Annotated in this window: 17 protein-coding genes; 9 read left to right on the top strand and 8 right to left on the bottom strand. The window is 48.2% G+C overall.

Annotated features, from left to right (window positions below):
• Positions 1–309: 309 nt before the first annotated feature.
• Together DXT99_RS09080 and DXT99_RS09075 are read left to right on the top strand one after the other, a co-directional pair.
• Entirely contained in the window at positions 310–1521 is a 1212-nt protein-coding gene (locus DXT99_RS09080) for an alpha/beta hydrolase family protein (protein WP_246000602.1), read from the top strand.
• Positions 1522–1897: 376 nt separating this feature from the next.
• Positions 1898–3595, top strand: a complete 1698-nt coding sequence (locus DXT99_RS09075; RefSeq protein ID WP_181885075.1) for an IPT/TIG domain-containing protein — start codon at positions 1898–1900, stop codon at positions 3593–3595.
• 160 nt (positions 3596–3755) lie between these two features.
• Here DXT99_RS09075 and DXT99_RS09070 read toward each other — a convergent pair whose 3' ends face one another.
• Positions 3756–6344 carry a lamin tail domain-containing protein gene (locus tag DXT99_RS09070; RefSeq protein ID WP_246000600.1) on the bottom strand — a complete coding sequence of 863 codons (2589 nt, stop codon included), beginning with the start codon at positions 6342–6344 and terminating at the stop codon, positions 3756–3758.
• 255 nt (positions 6345–6599) lie between these two features.
• Between DXT99_RS09070 and DXT99_RS09065 the strand changes: the two genes are divergently transcribed.
• From DXT99_RS09065 to DXT99_RS09055, 3 genes are all read left to right on the top strand, one after another.
• Positions 6600–7589, top strand: a complete 990-nt coding sequence (locus tag DXT99_RS09065) for an aspartate-semialdehyde dehydrogenase (protein WP_115565221.1) — start codon at positions 6600–6602, stop codon at positions 7587–7589.
• A 319-nt stretch (positions 7590–7908) separates the two neighbouring features.
• Positions 7909–8274 (top strand): hypothetical protein, encoded by a 366-nt coding sequence (locus DXT99_RS09060; RefSeq protein WP_115565220.1) that lies wholly within the window; start codon positions 7909–7911, stop codon positions 8272–8274.
• A gap of 236 nt (positions 8275–8510) precedes the next feature.
• Positions 8511–9053: a GNAT family N-acetyltransferase gene (locus tag DXT99_RS09055; protein ID WP_115565219.1), complete on the top strand. Its 543-nt coding sequence runs from the start codon at positions 8511–8513 to the stop codon at positions 9051–9053.
• A 71-nt stretch (positions 9054–9124) separates the two neighbouring features.
• Here the strand turns inward: DXT99_RS09055 and DXT99_RS09050 are convergent, their stop codons facing one another.
• The 4 genes from DXT99_RS09050 to DXT99_RS09035 all read right to left on the bottom strand — a co-directional run bounded on the left by DXT99_RS09050 (position 9125) and on the right by DXT99_RS09035 (position 13207).
• The gene (locus tag DXT99_RS09050) at positions 9125–9643 is read right to left on the bottom strand and encodes a hypothetical protein (protein ID WP_147294190.1); all 519 of its coding nucleotides are present in this window, start codon (positions 9641–9643) and stop codon (positions 9125–9127) included.
• Between the two features lie 112 nt (positions 9644–9755).
• Positions 9756–10898, bottom strand: coding sequence for an FAD-dependent monooxygenase (locus DXT99_RS09045; protein WP_115565217.1), 1143 nt, complete (start codon positions 10896–10898; stop codon positions 9756–9758).
• Positions 10899–11245: 347 nt separating this feature from the next.
• The gene (locus DXT99_RS09040) at positions 11246–12307 is read right to left on the bottom strand and encodes a lysylphosphatidylglycerol synthase transmembrane domain-containing protein (protein WP_115565216.1); all 1062 of its coding nucleotides are present in this window, start codon (positions 12305–12307) and stop codon (positions 11246–11248) included.
• Positions 12308–12433: 126 nt separating this feature from the next.
• A complete protein-coding gene (locus tag DXT99_RS09035; protein ID WP_181885074.1) occupies positions 12434–13207 on the bottom strand; it encodes a segregation and condensation protein A in 774 nt (257 codons plus the stop codon).
• Between the two features lie 395 nt (positions 13208–13602).
• On the opposite strand from DXT99_RS09035, the gene dxs reads away from it, so the two are divergent.
• The 3 genes from dxs (at position 13603) to DXT99_RS09020 (ending at position 17991) form a co-directional block, all read left to right on the top strand.
• Positions 13603–15525 carry a 1-deoxy-D-xylulose-5-phosphate synthase gene (dxs, locus tag DXT99_RS09030; RefSeq protein ID WP_115565214.1) on the top strand — a complete coding sequence of 641 codons (1923 nt, stop codon included), beginning with the start codon at positions 13603–13605 and terminating at the stop codon, positions 15523–15525.
• Positions 15526–15777: 252 nt separating this feature from the next.
• Entirely contained in the window at positions 15778–16548 is a 771-nt protein-coding gene (locus DXT99_RS09025) for an alpha/beta fold hydrolase (RefSeq protein ID WP_115565213.1), read from the top strand.
• Between the two features lie 225 nt (positions 16549–16773).
• On the top strand, positions 16774–17991 hold the full coding sequence (locus DXT99_RS09020) for an MFS transporter (RefSeq protein WP_115565212.1): 1218 nt from the start codon (positions 16774–16776) through the stop codon (positions 17989–17991).
• A 52-nt stretch (positions 17992–18043) separates the two neighbouring features.
• Here DXT99_RS09020 and DXT99_RS09015 read toward each other — a convergent pair whose 3' ends face one another.
• A complete protein-coding gene (locus tag DXT99_RS09015) occupies positions 18044–18463 on the bottom strand; it encodes a hypothetical protein (RefSeq protein WP_246000598.1) in 420 nt (139 codons plus the stop codon).
• Positions 18464–18678: 215 nt separating this feature from the next.
• Between DXT99_RS09015 and DXT99_RS09010 the strand changes: the two genes are divergently transcribed.
• Positions 18679–19008 carry a LysM peptidoglycan-binding domain-containing protein gene (locus tag DXT99_RS09010; RefSeq protein ID WP_246000595.1) on the top strand — a complete coding sequence of 110 codons (330 nt, stop codon included), beginning with the start codon at positions 18679–18681 and terminating at the stop codon, positions 19006–19008.
• Positions 19009–19087: 79 nt separating this feature from the next.
• On the opposite strand, the gene DXT99_RS09005 is transcribed toward DXT99_RS09010, so the two are convergent.
• Positions 19088–20341 (bottom strand): energy transducer TonB, encoded by a 1254-nt coding sequence (locus DXT99_RS09005; RefSeq protein WP_115565209.1) that lies wholly within the window; start codon positions 20339–20341, stop codon positions 19088–19090.
• Between the two features lie 120 nt (positions 20342–20461).
• Positions 20462–20881 (bottom strand): nucleoside-diphosphate kinase, encoded by a 420-nt coding sequence (locus DXT99_RS09000; RefSeq protein ID WP_115565208.1) that lies wholly within the window; start codon positions 20879–20881, stop codon positions 20462–20464.
• Positions 20882–20932 lie beyond the last annotated feature (51 nt).

Raw genomic sequence — 20932 nt, 5'->3', positions numbered from 1 at the left:
ACAACATTGGCTAAACATTCCTGTATAGGCGCAGTCAATCAAGTATAAAAATGATGCTTTCGCTGATGCCATTACGCACAGGGCAGCAAGCGTAGCAAAACCACTTTTGAAGCCACAGAATCCGTCTTGAAGCTCCTTTATCAGCAGTAAGAATACTGTTTCCTACCCCACCTAGTGCAACGCAACGGCACAAAAAAGCGCAAATATCTGTTAAAGCAGATGGTACAATTCTTGAACTGATACCCCTACAGAAGATGTTCAAACATCTTCTGCTTTTATCTATTTTCCTGAAGCTTAAATAAACAACCCGTGATAAAGAAAATTCTTGCCTACACGTTATTTTTAAGCTCCCTCCTCTTTAATACAGGCTGTGAGAAGGAAGCTTTAGCATCTCCTGAAGGAGTAACGGCAGAGCCGGAAAAGGAGAAGGAATATTACCTTTCTTCGGAGCTGCTGACAATCGTACCTAAAAGTATGCTGCAATCTGTTGCCTCTTCGCAAGGTTACGCCACGTATGGAAACCAGATCAAGTATGGCGTATCGGTTTACAAGGTTATCTACAGCACCACCTATCAAGGCCAAGATATAAAGGCGTCTGGTTTGATCTGTATACCACAGGGCATCTCCACCCCTGCACCGATTCTGAGCGCACAGCATGGCACTATTTTCACGCAAAATGAAGCTCCTACTAACTTTACAGGGCTTTCCGGATTTGAGCTTTTTGCCGCTGCCGGCTATGTTACGCTCATTCCCGACTATATCGGTTTTGGCGAGTCGAAAGACGTTTTCCACCCTTACTATGACCAGAAGCACTCGGCGATGGCTGTGGTGGACATGATAAAAGCTACAAAAGCTTTTGCTGAAGAGCAGGACATTCAATTAAGTGACAAGCTGTTCTTAGCGGGTTATTCTGAAGGCGGATACGTAACCCTGGCAGCGCAGAAAGAGATAGAAACTAACCCTGCACATGGCCTGAAAGTGACAGCTTCTGCCGCAGGTGCCGGTGGCTATGACTTAACTGCTATGCTAGCCGGTGTAGCTTCAGGCGAGCCTTACACTTACCCGTCTTACCTTGCGTATGTGCTGCAGTCTTACATCTACACCAATAACTGGAACCGCCCGCTGACGGAGTTCTTCCAGGAGCCTTATGCGGGTAAGCTGCCTTCGCTTTTCAACGGCAGAAACAGCGGTGGCACCATCAACCGCAGCCTGACCACTGATCCGAAGAAACTTTTTGCGCCTGCGTTTTTTGCAGGACTGCAGGAGGCAGATAGAGAAACAGCACTGAAGCAGGCGCTGCAGGCAAATAGTTTCCTGGATTGGGTACCGCAAAGCCCTACCCGCCTATACCATGGCACAGCAGATAACATTGTGCCTTTCGAGAACTCGCAAACCACCTACGACCGCTTTAAAGCCGGAGGAGCCACACAAACGGAATTTATTCCGATAAAGGGCGGCACCCACGGCAGCTCCTTTGTACCGATGCTACAAAACCTGGTGCCCTGGATACAGTTGTTCTAAGTTTGTTATTTTGAAAAATAATTTAAACAGCCTCACTGGTTATACCGGCGGGGCTGTTTTTTTAAGGCTAAGAAGTTAAGTTTAGCTAATTAAAGCCTCTCTTCGTCCTTCATACAGCCTGCCATCTCCTCACCCCCTTTATTTTTTTATCCTCCAGAGCTATTTGTTGCAGGGCTGGTGCTGATTGCTTTATTCTGTAGAAGAAGCCTAAAAGCCTTCAAACTTATATATTTATCTAATCTAATATTAAGAACTAATCTTCTATCTTCGCAGCACAAAGCAACCTTACTTTCTTTTTATGAAAGCCCGTAAGCTGGCACTGCCAATTAATGCCCCAGACAAGTCCCCTCTCGAAAGCACTTGTAAGGGGGCCTCTATGAAACGTCGTTCTTTTCAATTTCCTTTCCTGCTCATGCTGTTCTCCCTCTTTCTGCTTCAGAGCTGCGAAAAAGAGGAAGAAAAACTAAGCCCGGAGGTTCAAACAGTTGAAATCACCATGCTATCACCAACAACGGTTATACTGAAGGGCAATATTGTGAACCTGGGCAGGATACCGATTCGGGATTACGGTTTTGTCTGTGGTTTTACACCAGATGTGAACGATAAAAGCGGCTACAAAATCTCGTTGGGAGAAGACGCGAAGGTCGGGCCGTTTACCAGTGGATTAACAGGCTTGGGCGAGCCTACAAGTTTTGACTATAAACGTGTACTCTATGTAAGGACATTTATCAAAAATGACAACGAATCCTTCTTTGGGGAACTGCTAACTGTTTCGCTTCCATCGTATCACGTGCAGTCGGTTACACCTTACAAAGGGAAACCCGGTGATAGAATAACAATAACCGGAAAGTTTCACACGAGCGACATAAACCAAGTGGAGGCAAGTTTTGCTAACATTACTGCAAAGGTAGTAGAGGTTGCTCCCACAAAGATAGTGGTAGAAGTACCTTCAGGCATCACCAGTGGTCCTTTACAGATACCCATAGTTCTCCGGTTATCAGGCCAGAGTTTTCTGGCAACCAATAGTTTTGAGGCTATTCCGGTTTTAAAGGATTTTTTCCCTAAGTCGGGTGCTATAGGAACAATCCTCACTATTACCGGAGATAACCTACCTCTTAGTAACAGTAGCTTCACTTCTTCTGAAAGTTTGAAAGTTTATATGGGTGGCGTAGAGGTGAGGGTACTAAAAGCAGATTTTAGCGTACCTGGTTACCAACTGGAAGTGCCTGAGAACTTACCTGCTGATGTGGTTAGTATATATGTGCAGATGAACGGTACCAGAACACAGTTACCAGGACATTTTACTGTAACGCCACACACTATTACCTCTATCTCGCCTGCTTCTGGTTTACCTGGAGACAATTTCAAAATATTCGGGAGCAATTTCATTATAAGACCTACTTATTATAATGAAAACATCAGTGTAGAAGTTGGTAATATGCCAGTTCCTCTTGAACTTGTTTCTGCTACTGAGCTGACTGTTCACGTTCCGTCTGGCTTTCCAGAGGGTGATCACAGTGTAGTTGTTAAATCAAAGCTGCATGCTGTAGAAGCGCCACAGAAATACAGGGTGTTCCATCCTTCTATTACCAGCTTTTCTCCCGCTTCTGGACATATAGGGCAGGAGGTTGTTATTAACGGAACTTTCCTGCCTGATCGACTTCATACGGTAGAGTTTGGTAATGCATCTACAGCTGCCATTAGCACGTCTAATTCACTCCGTGTTCAGGTGCCAATGGGAATTAATGCAGGCAAAGTGAGTGTAAAGGTGAAGTATGGAAACTGGTTAGCTGAATCAGAAGATGAATTCACAGTATTGGCCCCAACCATCACTTCCTTTTCACCTAACACTGGTACGGCAGGCTCGGTTGTAACTATTTCCGGTACAGGATTTAGACCAGACACCCCTTATATAGCTATGAAGTTTGGCACTGCCGAAGCCACCATTTTAAGTGTCACTGAAACCACCATTCGTGCAGAGATACCCTCCGGCATTACTGGCTCTGTAAAGATAATAATGGAGCAAAATGGCCAGACTGTAATCAGCAACAACAACTTTACTGTAACGAATTAACTGCAGATTATAAACCATAAGTATAAAAAAGCAGCTGTTGCTTAGGAACAGCTGCTTTTTTATACTTATGGTTTATCCTGTTAAGAATCGCACAGCCAATGATAGACTCAATAAATCAGCTTAAACATCAATGAGAAAGCATGTAGCAAGCACTTCACTTTTACAACCTCCCTCCCACCACAACCTTCTCTTTATACTCCCGCTTTTGCCCGTTCAGGTCGAATAGCTCAATGTAGAACAGGTAATAACCGATGGCTGCTTTGGTGCCGTCTTCCCGCAAGCCATCCCAACGAAAGAAGCCGTTTGCAGCCAGCAGTTCATTGCGGGCCAGCTTCCGTATTTCACGGCCCTGTGTGTCGAAAACAGTGATGTTAGCGACAAAGCCAGTTTGATTTGTAGTGAAATTGATGGTTGTAAAATCCTCATATCCATCCCCGTCCGGAGAGAAAACCGGGGGCTCCACCTGAAACAACTGCTGCGCTGCTGCATTCTCCTGCGATTGTGAATTGCGGTAGCCGGGCGTGGCGTAACCTGCAGTGCTGGCCGCAGAGTGGAAGTTGCTCGCCGCGGTTGGCCCCTCCAGCCGAATCCGCTCCAGCGAAACACCATTCAGGTCGTCTATCAAATCAAAATGCATGTTATTATGATAAGAGAATCGATCGGCTGTTTGTCCATCCGGTTGTATCACCACAACAGTTCCTGCTTCATCAGGGTAAGGGGGCAACGCGCTCATCCGTAGAAAAGCCTCGTCCTGAGCAGCTGGATAATTCGTCTTGATGTTGCCGGGGTTAGAAGTGAGCACCACGTACTGTCCCGGTGCCAGCACATAGTTAGAGGCTGTTACAGTACGGTTACCAGCAACACTATCGCTACTGGTGTTGGCAAGCTGCCAGTGCTGCAGGTCAATATACTTGCTGCTTCGGTTCACCAGTTCCACAAAGTCTACGCCGCCTGACCTCGGGTTAAACAGGATTTCGTTGATGACCACATCACCGGGTTCCGGAGCAGATGGCAAGGCAAAGTTATAGATAATGGGCTGGGGGCTGAGGTTGCCGGAACAGTCACTTATTTGGGTGGCGGTTAGATTATACTGCTGGCTCTCCTGTAGAGGGGCAGCTAGCTCAACTATAACTTCCACAAAAAGTGGCCCCTGTACCTGCACATTGGCAATTGGTATACCTGAACTGAGGCTGTAGTTGACTGCCATCGCCGCCTGTGCACTGTCGAGCCGTTCACTGAAGCGCAGCAGTAACTGGTCAGGAGCAACGGCTGTAACAGTTGTCAGCGCAGGCGGCGTGTTATCAGGATTTGAAGCAGCCACAGTATTTGCCTGCGCAGGCGTACCGCCACGGGGATCTACAGAGGCCGTCCAGTTTTCAACACTGCCGCAGGGATTGGCAACATCAACCATTTCGAGACTCCAGCCACCTTCACGCTTGCTGTTGACTTTGTACCAGGCATCTGAGTAGTTAACAGCATAAATGAGGCGGCCGTTGGGTTGGCGCAGCTGCAGCAACTCTCCACTGTTGTTCAGCCCCGGAAAGTTACTGATGCCGATGACATTGCCGTATGCCGCGAAGTTCGCCACCTGCGCATTCGGCACCACCACCGCATACTCCCCCGGTAGCAACTGCGCATTTGGGAAAGTAGCTGTAGAAGTGGCATCGGAGTAGCGAATACCTTGCAGGTTAAGCACTTTATTTGTAGGATTATGTAGCTCGATATACTCTTGTGGCGGCAGCCCCACGGCAGGCGATTCATCCGCCATAATCTCTGTGATGAGCAGTTCGTTGTAACCCGGCAGCACAGCAGGTGGCACAAAGCTGAAGCTTACTTCCGCGGGAACTGAGAACCTGTTGCCATATATGTCTGAAAGACCGGCTACTCTCAATTGGTTGGTGCCACCACTAAAGTTCTGGCTAAAGACAAGCCGGACTGTACCAGCTCCTGTTAGCTCCGCTATGACAGGTTTTATGCTCCCGTTCAGGGTATAGTTCGCTTCCTCCTGTGCCGGCTCTGGCTGTAGCGGCTCATTAAACTGCAGCGTTAGCTCCTGCGTGTTCACTGTTTCTAGTTCCGCCAGTACAGGTGGCTGCGTATCGGTAATGGCGAAGTCATCGAAAAAGAACTTCTGGTTATTGGCAGAGGAGTAGCGTAGCAGCAAACCAAACCAGTTGGAGCGTTTATAAGTGGCATCCGTGGCCGTGCCCTGGCTCACATAGTTCTGGCCGGAGCCGGAGATATCTATCGCCAACTCCCATTCATACGAAACACTTCTGGTTACGCGCACCCGCACCACATTATTCGTGCTGCTGCCAATGGTCTGGTCTTCGCCGTTGATGAGGTTGACAGCTGTTCTGCCTGCGTCTTTCCGGAAAAGACTAACTTCATCCGGTGTGCCGCCGATGCGCACAAAGTAGCCGCTGATGCTGTTGCTTTGCAGATCTTCGGAATCAGAGATGAGGAAAATATCGGCATAGTTACCGGCAGAGGTAGCCAGCTTTAAATTCGCCCAGAATTCCCAGGTAGTACCTGCAACGGCTTGGGAGGGTGTAGCCAATTGTAGCACGGTGCCGGTTACAGACGGGCCGCTACTTTGCAGTTGCCCCTGCTGGTTTACTATAAAACTACTTTCGTCACCAGTCCAGGGAGGGCTATGGGTAAAGTCACCATCAGCGAAACTTTCCTGGAGCTGCGCTTGTGATAAGAGCGGAAGTAGCAGAAGTATAGCGAGTAAAGTTTGTTTCATTTGCATTTTTCTGAATAAAACTTACTTACTTTGCGAATAGCATAAAATATATAAGCGCTTCTTGCAGATGCTGCAGAACCTTACAGGCAGCAGCAAAACCTAATTTTGCACCTTTACGGGATAAAACTGCAAAAAGGATATATAGCAACTTATTACTGGCTGCACAAAGCGGTTTAACTTGTGCTGATGGTGTTTAAAGGCACTTTAGCTCCATAAAAAATTAGACATTAATTATTTATCTATACCTTAAAAACAATGAAAGTAGCAGTTGTAGGCGCCACAGGATTGGTTGGCGGTGAAATTTTGAAAGTACTGGAAGAACGTAATTTTCCGGTAGATGAATTGTTGTTGGTTGCTTCAGAAAGGTCTGTTGGAAAACAGATGGAGTTTAAGGGTAAACAGATAAAAGTTATCGGGATGCAGGACGCGATTGCGGCTGCCCCACAAATTGCCATTTTCTCTGCCGGTGGCGGCACCTCTACAGAGTGGGCTCCTAAGTTTGCAGCAGCTGGTATCACGGTGGTAGACAACTCTTCGGCCTGGCGCATGGACCCTACCAAGAAACTGGTAGTGCCTGAAATAAACGCAGACGAGCTGACGCAGGAAGACAAAATCATCGCGAACCCGAACTGCTCTACTATACAAATGGTGGTGGCGCTGAACAAGCTGCACGAAGAGCTGAAGGCGAAGCGTATTGTGGTAAGTACTTACCAGTCGGTAACAGGTACGGGCAAAGCGGCTGTAGACCAGCTGATGAACGAGCGTGCCGGCAAAGAAGGCGAGAAAGCGTACCCATACCAGATTGATCTGAACGTGTTGCCGCACATTGATGTGTTCCAGGACAACGGATATACCAAAGAGGAAATGAAAATGATCCTCGAGACAAAGAAGATCATGGGCGACGACTCTATCCGGGTAACGGCTACAGCCGTGCGTATACCGGTAATGGGCGGCCACTCTGAGTCTGTAAATGTAGAGTTTGAGAAAGACTTTTCTTTAGACGACATCTACCGCATCCTGAACGAAACAGAAGGTGTGCTGGTAGTAGACGACGTAAAAAACCTGAAGTACCCAATGCCGAAAGATGCACACGGCAAAGACGAGGTGCTGGTAGGGCGTGTCCGTTTAGACGAAACACAGCCGCGCACTGTAAATATGTGGATTGTAGCTGATAACCTGCGCAAAGGCGCCGCCACCAACGCGGTACAAATTGCGGAGTACCTGATGAAGCACGAGTTGGTGTAGGTTCTGTTTTTCGATACACGCATCTCGTAGCACGAAAAAACAGACAGTTCCCGGGTTTACTTATCCGGAGCAAAAAGATGGGGGCTCCTTAGTCCCCATCTTTTATTTATGCTGATGATAAACCTGTATCATACTTAGCTAAAAATCTCAGGGTGCAAGACGCAGGAGGAAGCCGTCATGTATGTTTTATATCATCCCAAAAGACAATTGCTGCTGAAATAAGCTAAATGCATCCTGACTTTGAAATCAATCTCTTAAACAAAAGAGAACTATAAATTCATTTTTTGTGTATCTTCCTCACTTCAACTCCTTTTATCATATGAAAATAATATCACGTATTTTGTTGTCTGCTGCTGTTTTAGGTTTTGTTGCCTGCTCTTCTGAGAAAGAGCAAGAGGCCACTACTACAGCGCCTCTGAACACAACAACTTCAGCACAAGCTACAGGTACTGCAGCACAGGGCGCAACAGCAGCCCTAAACCCAGCGCATGGCCAGCCAAACCACCGTTGCGATATTCCGGTTGGAACACCTTTGAGCGCTCCTGCACAGCCTAATTTGAATATGCAACCTACAGTTACGCCTCCTACGCCAGTTATAAAAGGAGCAGTAGCATCTGGCGTAAATCCGCCCCACGGCGAGCTAGGCCACGACTGCTCTGTTCCGGTAGGGGCAGCGCTGAACTAGTAGTAACGAAGGCCCGGCTAACCTCTCCCGCAGCAATGGTAGTACATACTCCTGGCGGAAAATACGTTCTCTTCATCAGCCGTTAACGAACCTTTAAGTTCAAAACCACGGCTTTCCTGGAAACAAAATATTTATACTTGTTTGAGGGTCTCTTAGTGCCAGGCCTACGGCATACCACTAAGAGACCCTCAAATTAAAGGCACTTGATCAACAGCTTTTTAACATCAGGAACTGGCATGAGCGCCGCAACCATTTATACTGATAGACTCATACTTATACCCTTCACACTTGCAACTACCCGCTTCCTTTTAGCGGGGGATACGAGCATTTTAAATGAGATCGGCCTACAAATAACTGCTAATTGGCCTGATCAGGAGGCCATTGAAACGCTGCCAAAAATCCTAAGAAACCTGGAACTGGTGCAGGAACCAACCGGGTTTGAGTCGTGGATGATTGTGCTGAAGAGCAAGAAGACCGTAATTGGCGATGCAGGTTTTAAAGGAAGACCGAATGCGGAGGGGGAGGTTGACATTGGCTATGCCATTATTGAGCAGGAGCACAAGAAAGGCTATGGCATGGAGGCAGCCAAAGCCCTGACAGACTGGGCCTTTCAACAGCCTGAAGTAAGAGCAGTGACCGCAAAATGTCTGATAAGCAATACAGCTTCCGCCAGAATATTAGAGAAACTGGGGCTGCAGAAAACCAACAGAGATGATGAAATGATACACTGGAGCGTTATAAAACCTAACCAGCACAAGTTAGTTGCTCCAACCATCTGACCTGACCCCAATTAGAAAGAGCCGGGCTAGTTAGCCCGGCTCTTTCTAATCTAGCTAAATCTAGCGCCTTCTCATACTGCGGGCTCTTCTCCCTCTCCCTCCGGGCAACCGGTTTCTATCATTTCGCTTAGGTTACCAGCACATTCCACAGGAATAAAAGGATAAATGGTAGTGCCATCACTACAGTACTTAAAAGTAGCAAACCTGGACCTACTGCGTGGATACACCCATCTGTCTTCATTACAGCCGTACACCATCAAAGGGAACTCCATGTAGTTATAGTCGGTGTAAGAGACGACCTGTCCATCTTTTGTAAACAGAAGCCTTCTATTAAGTTGCGGCACAGTTTCGCCTTCCCACCTAAACCCAATCGCGTCGCTGATAGCACGCTTGTCTTCTCCCGCCTGAAAGAAGTACAGCGTATCCCATTCAAAATCTGTCAGGCTTTCCAGTTCTACTACATTATACCCGTTTTCCCCCATCTCCTCTTCATCAACAGCAGCCTGCAGTTCGTCCAGCAAGTCGGTATTGCTGTCGGAGCAGCTTAAAAATGTAGTGATTGTCAGTAACAGCAATAGTTTTCTTATCATGATATGCTTTTTATAGTGCAGGTATACGGGAACAAACACCGTACTAAGTTTTATAAATAAGGATGTACAAATTAAAGAAAGGACAGATTACGCTGAAAGTAATAATTTTTACTTAAAAGTCTACCTTGTACAGCCACTCCATCTGGTTTTGTGTAATATTTTTAGGCATTGCCCGGAAAAGGCTGTTGCGGATGCTGCCTAGCAGCGGTTGCTGCCATTGCGCCACCTGCCCCAGCAACCTGGAGAGGCGAATAACTTTAGCTGTACGGGCCACTCTCCGTTTTTCGTATAGTGCCAGCGCCGCCGCTATAGCGGTTTGCTGCTCCAGGCACTGCCCCAGCACCACCGCATCTTCAATGGCCTGACAGGCCCCCTGGCCCATGTTCGGCGTAGTTGCATGCGCAGCATCTCCTAACAGCACGACCCGCGCAAACACAAACTTTTTTAAAGGCTCTATGTCAGCAATGTCGTTCCAGATGATCTGCTCCGGTTTTGTACCAGCCAGCACAGCCGCTATGGGAGGATTTACTCCTTCAAAGTGCGCTGCTAAATCTTCAGGAGCCATCTGTCGCATGCGCGCATCACGCTCCGGCGCATTGATGCAGGCATACCAGTAGATGCTGTCGTCCTGCAGTGGCGCAATACCCACGCGGCCCTGTGGTGCCCATGTCTCCGCTGAAATCATAGTATTGATCTCCACTCCCGGGTTCTGTATTACAGCACGCCAACAGGTATAGCCGGCGTAGCGCGGCTGGCGCTGCGGCAGTAGTTGGCGGCGCACCACGGAGTTAATGCCATCGGCGGCAATAAGCAAATCGGCTGTGGCTTGAGTGCCATCGGTAAAGCTTACCTGCACCTGCTCTGCCTGCTGGTTGATACTGGCGCAGCGCTTGTCTAACAGCAGCGAGCCTGGCTGCAGGTGATGCTGCAGCACTTCGTGCAGGTCGGCTCTGTGTATCACAAAGTTGCTGATGCCGTACTTCCTGCTCAGCGGTTGGGTATCGAGGTTGCTGATAATTTTTCCGTTTTCATCAAACATCACCAGCGCTGTCAGCTGTTTCCCACGTGCCACCACTGCCTCTGAAACGCCTAAGCGTTCCAGGCCCTGCATAGCGTTGGCAGCCAAACCTACTCCGGCTCCCACAGGCTTTAGTTCAGGTGCGGCTTCATACACCACCGCCTCGATGCCTGCCTTCTGAAGCGCAATAGCCGCACACAAACCGCCTATTCCACCTCCTATAATGATAACTTTCATTTCCCTGGGTTTACATTCTTCATGCCAGAGTCCCAGCGGGACGACCTGTTGTTAGCTTCGTATTTCATAAGTTTTTCTAGCTCCAGCGGAGCGGCCTGTTTATACATCATAGAAACAGGTCGCTCCGCTGGAGCTAGGGAGGAAGCCAAGATAATTTCTATTAACAGGTCGTCCCGCTGGAACTAGTGCTTGACAAACATTGGCTGTTGTAGCATTTATTATGTGACAATAAGACTTCTGCACCTGGTATTTATCTGTTAAGCACCGCTTCTGTCACAAAAAAGCAGCATAAGTATAACTTCATGCTGCTTTTTCTGTTCATTCATCTTTATCAAATTTCCTTTGCGTCAGGCCCGTACTTCACTTTGCTTCGGATAGTGCCCAAAGACTTTCGCAATCCACCTTGGCAGGAAAATAGAACCTAGTATGAGGTATGGGTAGTACGTAATCAGGCGGTAGAGTACAACTACGATGCTACTGAAACCGCCCAGGAATATGCCGAAGAAGCTTGGGAACGCCATCTCCACAATACCGGCACCACCTGGTGTAATGGCAATCAGCATCACAATCCAGAAGATCAGGTTGCGGGAAATAATCAGCATGTGCTCGCTGAGCGTAACATCGGTAAAAGCGGCAATAAGGCAGTTGAGCAGGAAGTAACGGGCGCTCCACACAAAAATGGTCGAAATAACAGCTCTGGACCAGTAATTAAATCCCTTGCCTTTGAGTTGCTCCGATGCCCATACAATTTCGTTGCCGTGCTGGAACGCATTCACGCGCCACTTACGCAGGAAGCGGATAGAAGTAACCTTTAGCAGCAACCACTTAAATGCCCTTGGTTTTACAAAAAGGGCATAAATCATGGCGAAGGTATATACTGCAATCAGGCTATAGCTGACATAAAAGGCCGACTGCAGCTTTGTGACATCGGATGGATCTAGGTTGAATGTGGGGAAAACCTGCCCCTGCGTCAGCAGCAGCGCAATGGGGGCCGCCACAATAAAGAACATGTTATCCAGCACAGCCGTGAGCATGACATACGCCAGCGACTTACCAAGCGGAATACCTTCTTTGTTCAGGATAATGGTGGCAATAGTAGTACCTCCCACTACAGAAGGTGTAATGGCAGAGGCAAACTCCCAGAGCATGATCACGTCGAGGCTGTTGCGCCAGGTCAGGAATTTATCTGTAAGGCTGCGGATACGGTACATATAGCCAGCATCGCGCACCACCAGCACCAACAGCGCCGCCACCAGCCACCATACGTTGGCCTGGGCTAAACCCTTCAGTTCACTTACCTTGTCGTCTCGTATAAAAAGCCAGACGGTAGCCGCCAAACCCAAAAATACCGGTATCAGAATTTTGACGGGGCTAAAGTTCTTAAGTATTGTCTTCTCGTTCTGGTCCATGTAAGTGTAATGGCTTAAGCCTGCCCGTTCTGCGGCAGAGTGCCAGCGGTGGCAGAGGCATAAAGCTTATAACTAATCGTATGCCAAACGGTTAGCCTGAACAGTAATTTTGTTTTGTATTTCCTGCTACTCTTCTATCAACAGTTGCATTACCTGCGCTGCCTGCCCTTCGGCCACGGTTATAATGAAATCATTGAAACCCTCGCCCACTTCCACACCTATCAGGTTGAGCTGCAGCATGTCCAGAATAGCCAGGAAGTTGAAGATCATCCCGATCTTGTCCGGAAACTCTGCAATGAGCTGCGAGAAAGCCAGCTGATTGCGCTCCGTCACCATCCGCATGATAAGGTCACGCTGTTCTTCAATGGTATACGGATACGTGATAACGGTGTGTTTAGGTCGGCTTTGCTCCTCATCGTAGCGCACCATCACCTTCTCGAACACCCGCATCAGCTTGTACAGGCTCAGGTCCTGCAGTTCGTACTCAAAATGGTTAGCAAGAGCTATCTGCTGCAGTTCCTCGTGTATGTTGCCTCTGTTCTCCTGTGCCATACGCTGCTCTTCCATGGCGGTCAGATCCGGAATAGCGCTTTTATACTTTTTGTACTCCAGCAGGTGTTGTACCAGCTCCTCACGCGGGTCTATTTCATTGCCTTCCTCGTCTTTGTCAGCGCGCGGCAGCAGCATTTTAGCCTTTATGCGCATGAGCGTTGCAGCCGTTAGAATAAAATCGCTGGCTACCTCTATGTTAAGCTGCTCTAACTGCTGCAGGTATCCCATGAATTCATTCGTAATCTGAAAGATCGGAATATCGTGGATGTCCAGTTCGTCGCGCTCAATAAAGAAGAGCAGCAAATCAAAGGGCCCTTTGAACAATGGTAATTTAATCTCGAAACTCACCTGTTATAAGCTATGGTTTAGGCGCTTGGCACAGCGCAGTTCACAAAAATAAGGATTTTCGGCAGACAGCTACCATAAAAGCCTCCTCTACAACCAAAAGCCGGACAGGCATGGTTCAGAACTTCTGCCTCAAATCAGCGTGTATCAGAAAAAATATTTGCCCTTGCCGCCATAACTTTGCCTTCTAAAAAGCAGCCTAAGCAACTTATTTCAATATAAATATAGCTTTCACTATATAATATAAGCCTTTTTTTCTTCGCTTCCGTATGAAACAAGGCGGCTAAAGAGTATGCTTTTATCTAATTTTATTAACTTTACCCGTTGGCTGTTAGCGTAATTGTTGCCATTAGTAAACTTTCGCTACATTTTTTTGTTGGGTCTATAAAGACAACCCTATGATTATTAAACCCGGAGAGCTGCTGGCCTCCATCGACACACCTGCCGACCTGAGGAAGCTGAAGGAAGCGCAACTGTTGCAGGTATGCCAGGAACTCAGGCAGTATATCATTGATGTCGTTTCGATACATGGCGGCCATTTTGGTGCCAGTCTCGGCGTAGTGGAGCTTACAACAGCCTTGCACTATGTGTTCAACACTCCCTACGACCAACTGGTCTGGGACGTGGGGCACCAGGCTTACGGGCACAAAATATTGACGGGTCGCCGCGATATTTTCCACACCAACCGCAAGTATGGCGGCATTTCCGGGTTCCCGAAAAGAAAAGAAAGCGAGTACGATACGTTTGGCGTAGGCCACTCCAGCACCTCCATCTCGGCGGCACTGGGTATGGCCGTTGCCTCTAAATACAAAGGCGAAGACCAGCGCCAGCACATTGCCGTGATCGGCGACGGTGCCATGACGGGCGGTATGGCCTTTGAAGCGCTGAACCATGGCGGCGTGGCGAACGCCAACCTGCTGGTAGTGCTCAACGACAACTGCATGAGCATTGACCCGAATGTAGGTGCGCTGAAAGAATACCTCACCGATATAACCACCTCCCGCACCTATAATAAGATGCGTGACGAGGTGTGGAAAATACTGGGCAAAATCAGCAAGTTCGGCCCGGATGCCCGCACGGTTGTCTCAAAGATTGAGAGCGGCGTGAAAGCGGCTATCCTGAAGCAGAGCAACCTGTTCGAAGGCCTCAACTTCCGCTACTTCGGCCCGATTGACGGACATGATATAGACCATCTCGTGTCAGTGATGGAAGACCTGAAACATATCCCGGGTCCGAAAATCCTGCATTGCCTCACCACTAAAGGCAAAGGCTTTGCCCTGGCCGAGAAAGATCAGACCAAATGGCACGCGCCAGGCCTGTTCGATAAAATTACGGGCGAGATCTATAAAAAGCACCACGACACGCCGCAGCCTCCAAAGTACCAGGATGTGTTTGGCCATACCATTGTAGAACTGGCGGAGCAGAACCCTAAAGTAATGGGCGTTACGCCTGCCATGCCTTCCGGTTGCTCTCTCAACATTATGATGAAGGCCATGCCGGATCGTGCCTTTGACGTGGGCATTGCCGAGCAGCATGCGGTTACTTTCTCTGCTGGTTTAGCCACGCAAGGTCTGATTCCGTTCTGCAACATTTACAGCACGTTTATGCAGCGCGGCTACGACCAGGTGGTGCACGATGTATGCCTGCAGAACTTGCCGGTGGTTTTCTGCCTCGACAGAGCTGGTTTTGCCGGTGCCGACGGTCCTACCCATCATGGTGCCTATGACATTGCCTATATGCGCTGCATCCCGAATATGGTGGTATCTGCTCCTATGAACGAGAAGGAACTGCGCAACCTGATGTATACTGCTACACAAGACGGTGCCGGTCCGTTTACCATCCGTTACCCGCGCGGTGAAGGTGTGATGCCGAAGTGGCGCACAAAGCTGGAGCTAATCGAAATCGGCAAAGGCCGCACCGTACAGGAAGGTGAAGAAGTAGCCATCCTTACCTTCGGCCATATTGGCAATTATGCGGTTGATGTGTGCAAAAAGCTGAAGTACGACGGTATTACCCCTGGCCACTACGATATGCGCTTTGCCAAACCGCTGGATGAGGAGTTGCTGCACCATATCTTTAGCAAGTATGAGAAAGTGATTACCGTGGAAGACGGCTGCCTGCAGGGTGGCTTCGGTAGCGCTGTACTGGAGTTTATGGTCGACAATGGCTATACCTCACAGGTAAAACGTTTGGGTATACCTGATCAGATTTTCGAGCATGGCTCACAGTTAGAACTACACAAAGAAGCAGGCATGGACCCTGCAGCTATTGAGCGCACCGTTCGTGAAATGATGGGCGTTTCGGTGAAGGCGCGGGTTTAGATTAAAAATACAATAATTGTATATAAAGCCTCACAGTGTGTTAAGCCCTGTGAGGCTTTTTGTTTGTCTGAATCAGGATTTACAGGATGTTAAGGATGAACTGGATTACTGATGCATCATAATTCACTGTAATATAATATACTCTGAATGTATCCTTCAGTTCATAACCAAGTATGAAAGACTCAAATGAAATAAATTTGTAAATTCAATCTTGTGTATCCTCAACATCCTGTAAATCCTGATTCAGACAATATGGCAAACACTTATATAGATGCGGGTTCCGTTGATGCATTAGTTTTCCTGCATGGCTTCTGTGAGAGTAAGCAGGTTTGGGCAGATTTTATGAAGCCGCTGCAGCAGCAGTTCAGAACCATCGCTTTGGACCTCCCCGGCCACGGCGATAATACGGAAGGTATCAGCAGCTACAGCATGGAAGACATGGCCGAGGATGTGAAGCGCCGGTTAGATGAACTGGGCGTAAAGAAGTGCCTCCTGATCGGGCATTCCATGGGGGGCTACGTTAGCATGGCCTTCGCAGAAAAGTATAGCCACATGCTAAATGGTCTCTGCCTCTTCCACTCCTCTGCCCTACCCGACACAGATGAGAAGAAAGAAAACCGTAACAAAACGATCGATTATGTAGAGCGTCATGGAGTGGTAAACTTCATCAACCCTTTTGTAGAGCCGCTCTTTTACAGCGAAAACCGGGCACGGCTGAAAGAAGAGATCGAGATGATGAAGGAAATCGGCCGCCAGACACCTAAAGAAACGGTACTGGGTGCGCTCGCCGCCATGCGCGACCGCTCTGACAGATCAGAGGTGCTGAAGAAGGCAAAATACCCCGTGCTGTTTATTTTCGGAAAAGATGATGGTGCCGTACCGATGGAGAAAGCATTGGAACAATGCCACCTGCCCGATAATAGCATGGTCTACTTTATCGCCAAAACCGGGCACATGGGCATGTTCGAACGCACCTACGAAACCCGCAAGACACTGGAGAAATTTGCCGAAACAACCTTTTGAGGTAGAGAGCCTTCCGAGTTAGAAAGTTAAAAAGTTAGAGGATTAGAAAGTTATAGTTTGATGCCGCCCCGCTGGCATTATATTAGATGACTCCCAGTCACGGCAAAGCTCATTTTGTATCATCAGGTTATCTCCTGTCTATTCTATTAATATCTTAGTTAAACAACCCAATTTTTAAACTTTTTAACTCTCTAACTTTCTAACCCTTTAACTTTCTAACTCAGAATGTCCCAAACAGCCACGCCACCTTCAGCACCTGCCCGTATTCTGCCGACTATTGTGTTTTCTCAGTTTGCAGGCACCTCGCTTTGGTTTGCCGGCAACGCGGTGCTGCCGGAGTTGCAGGCGTCGCTGCAACTGCAAGAAGGCGCGCTGCCCCTGCTCACATCTGCTGTGCAGTTTGGCTTCATACTCGGCACACTCTGCTTTGCTTTTTTCTCGCTGGCTGACCGCATGTCACCAAGGCTATTGTTTTTGATTTGTGCCTTATTGGGTGCCATAGCCAATGCCCTGGTGCTGTTTTCTGCTACAAGCGTGGGAGGAGTGCTGCTGTTGCGTGCGGTGACAGGTTTTCTGCTGGCGGGCATTTACCCGGTGGGCATGAAGATAGCGGCTAGCTGGTACAGTGGCAGGTTAGGCAAGGCCATCGGTTACCTGGTGGGGGCGCTGGTGCTGGGCACTGCTTTCCCGCACCTGCTGCGGGGACTCGGGACAAATCTTCCCTGGCAAACAATGCTGTTAGCCGTTAGTGCATTGGCAGCTCTGGGAGGTGTGCTGATGTACCTGTTGGTGCCTGATGGTCCTTACCACAGCAAGGGCACACGGTTTGATATGGGCAATATGCTGAAGGTGTTCAGGGAAAAAGAATTTCGTGCTGCGGCCTTTGGCTACTTCGGGCATATGTGGGAGTTATATACCCTATGGGCTTTTGTACCTTTTATATTAGCCTACGGACTTCCGCAACTGTCACCGGATCAACTCTCAATTTATAGCTTCAGTGTAATAGCGGCCGGGGCTATCGGGTGTATCGGGGGAGGATATCTATCGCAGCGCTGGGGCAGCAGTTGGGTGGCATTTGTGCAGTTGCTGCTGTCAGGTGTTTGCTGCATCCTGTCGGTATGGGTGCTGCAGGAGCCTGCCTTGTTGCTGCCTTTTCTGCTGTTCTGGGGAATAGTGGTGGTAGGTGACTCGCCGCAGCTTTCTGCGCTCACTGCTAAAACGGCACCTCCTCAGCTTGTGGGCACAGCCCTTACCGTTGTCACCTCTATTGGGTTTGCCATCACCATCGGAAGCATACAAGTTACGGGTTACCTGCTTACTGTTATACCGCCACACCTGTCTTTCGTTTTACTCGCTGTCGGGCCTTTAGTTGGCCTGCTTTCACTGCGCCCGCTGCTTCGAAAGCAAAAACGGCAGCCTGCTGTTACGCAGACTGCCGCTTAAAAAATCGAAACTTCTCTTTTATATACTATAGATTACGGAAAGAGTTGCGTCCTTATTTTGCTTTCAGCTTCATTTCCGAGCCATCCGGCACTCTTAAGTTCATTTCATCTTCCGTCAGCTTCGTCACTTCAAAGTTCTGGCTTACGTCCTCATCCTCAAACTGAAGTGTCAGGCGATTGGCAGCCTGATCAAAGGACCATGTACCTGTCCTTAACATACCACTTTCGCCCATCGCAAAGCGGCCATCAGCATAAAACTGCATTCCTCCCTGCTCATCGCTATCTACCTGGTCTACTTCCTGACCGGCTGAATTCATTTCCTCATCAGCCACCCAGGTTTTACTGTTTGTTCCAGAGATCATATTTTCGGAACCAACTTCATCACTTCCGCCACAGCTTACCAGCACTACTGCAAATAACATAGCCAACAGCGTGTTCAGTTTATGCTTATAATTTATTTTATTTTTCATCATACCGTTCATAGTTTATTTTTTATGCGTCTGAAGGCTTGAGCCACTGCCATAGCCTCGTATGCTTGCTTCTTACGGTCTTCTATATCATGCCGTTGCAATGCAGCGGCACAACTAACTCCCTTTGCAGGCGTATTTTATGTTAAGCGGCTTTTGCTAAGCATCGTAGCCGCCTAATTATTTAACGTTGACTTAAAATTTATACCGATATGGGATTAATGGATTTTTTTAAGAAGGGGGAAAAAGCGCCTGCAAAACCAGCAGCAAAGCCGGCTACAAACCCGAAAGGAACAGAAAAAGTAACCACAACTCCGGGAAACCCGAACCAAGCATTTTACAATGAAAATGACAAGAGTCAGATAAAGCCTACCACTCCTACGCAGGATATTTATTCTGTGCAGAGCGGGGACTCTCTTTCTAAAATTGCCAAGAAGCACTATGGCGATGCCAATGCCTGGAAGCGCATTTACGAAGCAAACAAAGACACAGTAGGCCCTAATCCGGACCTGATCCGGCCAGGCCAGCGCCTCGTGATTCCGAGAGACTAAATCAACTCACTTATAACAGCAGCGGCCAGCATTTTATGCTGGCCGCTGCTGTTTTTCACAACCTGATAGCCAGAGGCTTTTAAAAGTTCCTACCCCTCCCTCTCCTACCTCCAAACCCTTCATGCTCCGCCACAATGTAGCTCCCTTTGATTCGAAGCGGCAAAGTCATGAGCATCTCAGCTGGTTTCCCGTTAACAGTACCCGGCTGCCAGGCAGGCATTTTGTTTATCATTTTTAGGTATGCTTCGTCCAGCGCAGGGTCCAAACTCTTTATGATGATGGGGTCCTTTATTACCCCTTCCTTATCCACCAGAAAGGTGGCCACCATGATTCCCTGTATGTGCTGGTTCCGCAAATGCTCGGGAAACTTATAATGCGTGCTGATAAAGGATTGCACATTTCTTTTGAAAACAGGCAATACAACAGGCGCACCAAAAACTGTAGTGTCTGCCCCGCCTTCAAACCGCTGAATGATGTTGTAATAATGATTTGTAACAGACTTTAGCTTCTTGTCAACCTCCACCTTCTGAACCTCCAGGCTGAGCACATCCGCCACCACTGGGTAACCCTTCTCATAAAAGGCAGGGTCCGGTATCCACCTTTCGGCCTCTCCTGCATTTTCTGGTTCCGGCTCCACACGCAGCCTGTTCGGGGATGTGTACTTTTTCTTTACTTTGCCTTTGGCATACATCACCCCCTCGAGCACCTTGCCTTTTTCGCCAAACTTCTGGCGCACAATCGGATTACCTCCTTCAGGACCATAAGTCCATTCGCCAGCCTGGTAGCCGTTCTGGTAAGAACCTTTGAGCAGCATATCCACACCATTCTCATCCGGTACAACAGCGGCATAGCTGCCATTGCCGTCCCTCACGGTTTGATCGCCCTGCTGATTCCAGCAGTTTCGCATGATTAAGTCATAATCCTGCCCGTAGTACACCTCCATCATGGGTTTGCCATCGGGCCACCAGAACCGCCATTCTCCAACCAGTTTCCACCTATCGAACTTGCCTTGGCAGTCGAGTTGCCCGTTGGGGTAATAAAAAGACCAGGTGGCCCATTTCTCGCCCCTCTCATTATAATGCCCTCTTGCCAGCATTGTGTCATTTGCATAGTAATCCTTGATGCCATGTATAAATTCAGGAGCATTCAGGTCTTTTATATGTTTGATATTTGCCGGCAAATAGGCCAATCGTTTTACTACAGCAGCTTCCGGTTTGGTTACCTGCCACTGGGCGTTGTAATGTATCACGACGGGTCTGTATTCATCCTCCTGCTGCGCGAAGGTGAGGAGAGGGCAAAGCACTAAGGCAATGAGAAGTAAAGTCTGTTTCATGTTAGAGCTGCTCAGGCTAATTCGGACCCAAATATAATATATATCCTATATACTACACATAAAAAAACCGCACAACCATTACGGCTATGCGGCTTTCAATCAATAAGTAATTTTTAGTGCTTAGAAGCGCTCGTCAGCAGAGAAGAAGAAATCGCCTTCAATCTGCGCGTTCTCATCAGAGTCAGAGCCGTGCACGGCGTTCGCCTCGATAGACTTTGCATACTTCTTACGGATAGTACCTTCCTCAGCCTGCGCCGGGTTGGTAGCGCCAATCAGCTTACGGAAGTCTTCCACCGCATTGTCTTTCTCCAGAATCATTGCCACGATAGGGCCGGAAGACATATAGTTTACAAGGTCGCCATAGAAAGGACGCTCTTTGTGCACTTCGTAAAATTTACCGGCACGCTCCTCAGATAGCTTTGTTTTTTTCATTGCCACAATACGGAAGCCGCCTTGCTCAATCATTTGTGTAATACCGCCAATGTGGTTATCTGCCACCGCATCAGGCTTAATCATAGTGAATGTCTTGTTTCCAGCCATGTTTCTTTAATCTATATAAGTTATACTTTAGTTTCGGACTGCAAAAGTAGG

The organism is Pontibacter diazotrophicus (assembly GCF_003367245.1).
GTDB lineage: Bacteria > Bacteroidota > Bacteroidia > Cytophagales > Hymenobacteraceae > Pontibacter > Pontibacter diazotrophicus.
Note: the sequence above shows the minus strand (reverse complement) of the source record. Positions and strands in the feature narration are given on the sequence as shown.

What these genes read in the sequence shown, in the direction of transcription:
- DXT99_RS09075 (WP_181885075.1), top strand. Translation starts at nt 1,898, where the DNA reads ATGAAACGTCGTTCTTTTCAATTTCCTTTCCTGCTCATGCTGTTCTCC.
- dxs (WP_115565214.1), top strand. Translation starts at nt 13,603, where the DNA reads ATGATTATTAAACCCGGAGAGCTGCTGGCCTCCATCGACACACCTGCC.
- DXT99_RS09005 (WP_115565209.1), bottom strand. Translation starts at nt 20,341, where the DNA reads ATGAAACAGACTTTACTTCTCATTGCCTTAGTGCTTTGCCCTCTCCTC.
- DXT99_RS09070 (WP_246000600.1), bottom strand. Translation starts at nt 6,344, where the DNA reads ATGAAACAAACTTTACTCGCTATACTTCTGCTACTTCCGCTCTTATCA.
- DXT99_RS09010 (WP_246000595.1), top strand. Translation starts at nt 18,679, where the DNA reads ATGGATTTTTTTAAGAAGGGGGAAAAAGCGCCTGCAAAACCAGCAGCA.
- DXT99_RS09040 (WP_115565216.1), bottom strand. Translation starts at nt 12,307, where the DNA reads ATGGACCAGAACGAGAAGACAATACTTAAGAACTTTAGCCCCGTCAAA.
- DXT99_RS09020 (WP_115565212.1), top strand. Translation starts at nt 16,774, where the DNA reads ATGTCCCAAACAGCCACGCCACCTTCAGCACCTGCCCGTATTCTGCCG.
- DXT99_RS09025 (WP_115565213.1), top strand. Translation starts at nt 15,778, where the DNA reads ATGGCAAACACTTATATAGATGCGGGTTCCGTTGATGCATTAGTTTTC.
- DXT99_RS09060 (WP_115565220.1), top strand. Translation starts at nt 7,909, where the DNA reads ATGAAAATAATATCACGTATTTTGTTGTCTGCTGCTGTTTTAGGTTTT.
- DXT99_RS09065 (WP_115565221.1), top strand. Translation starts at nt 6,600, where the DNA reads ATGAAAGTAGCAGTTGTAGGCGCCACAGGATTGGTTGGCGGTGAAATT.
- DXT99_RS09050 (WP_147294190.1), bottom strand. Translation starts at nt 9,643, where the DNA reads ATGATAAGAAAACTATTGCTGTTACTGACAATCACTACATTTTTAAGC.
- DXT99_RS09015 (WP_246000598.1), bottom strand. Translation starts at nt 18,463, where the DNA reads ATGATGAAAAATAAAATAAATTATAAGCATAAACTGAACACGCTGTTG.
- DXT99_RS09000 (WP_115565208.1), bottom strand. Translation starts at nt 20,881, where the DNA reads ATGGCTGGAAACAAGACATTCACTATGATTAAGCCTGATGCGGTGGCA.
- DXT99_RS09055 (WP_115565219.1), top strand. Translation starts at nt 8,511, where the DNA reads ATGAGCGCCGCAACCATTTATACTGATAGACTCATACTTATACCCTTC.
- DXT99_RS09045 (WP_115565217.1), bottom strand. Translation starts at nt 10,898, where the DNA reads ATGAAAGTTATCATTATAGGAGGTGGAATAGGCGGTTTGTGTGCGGCT.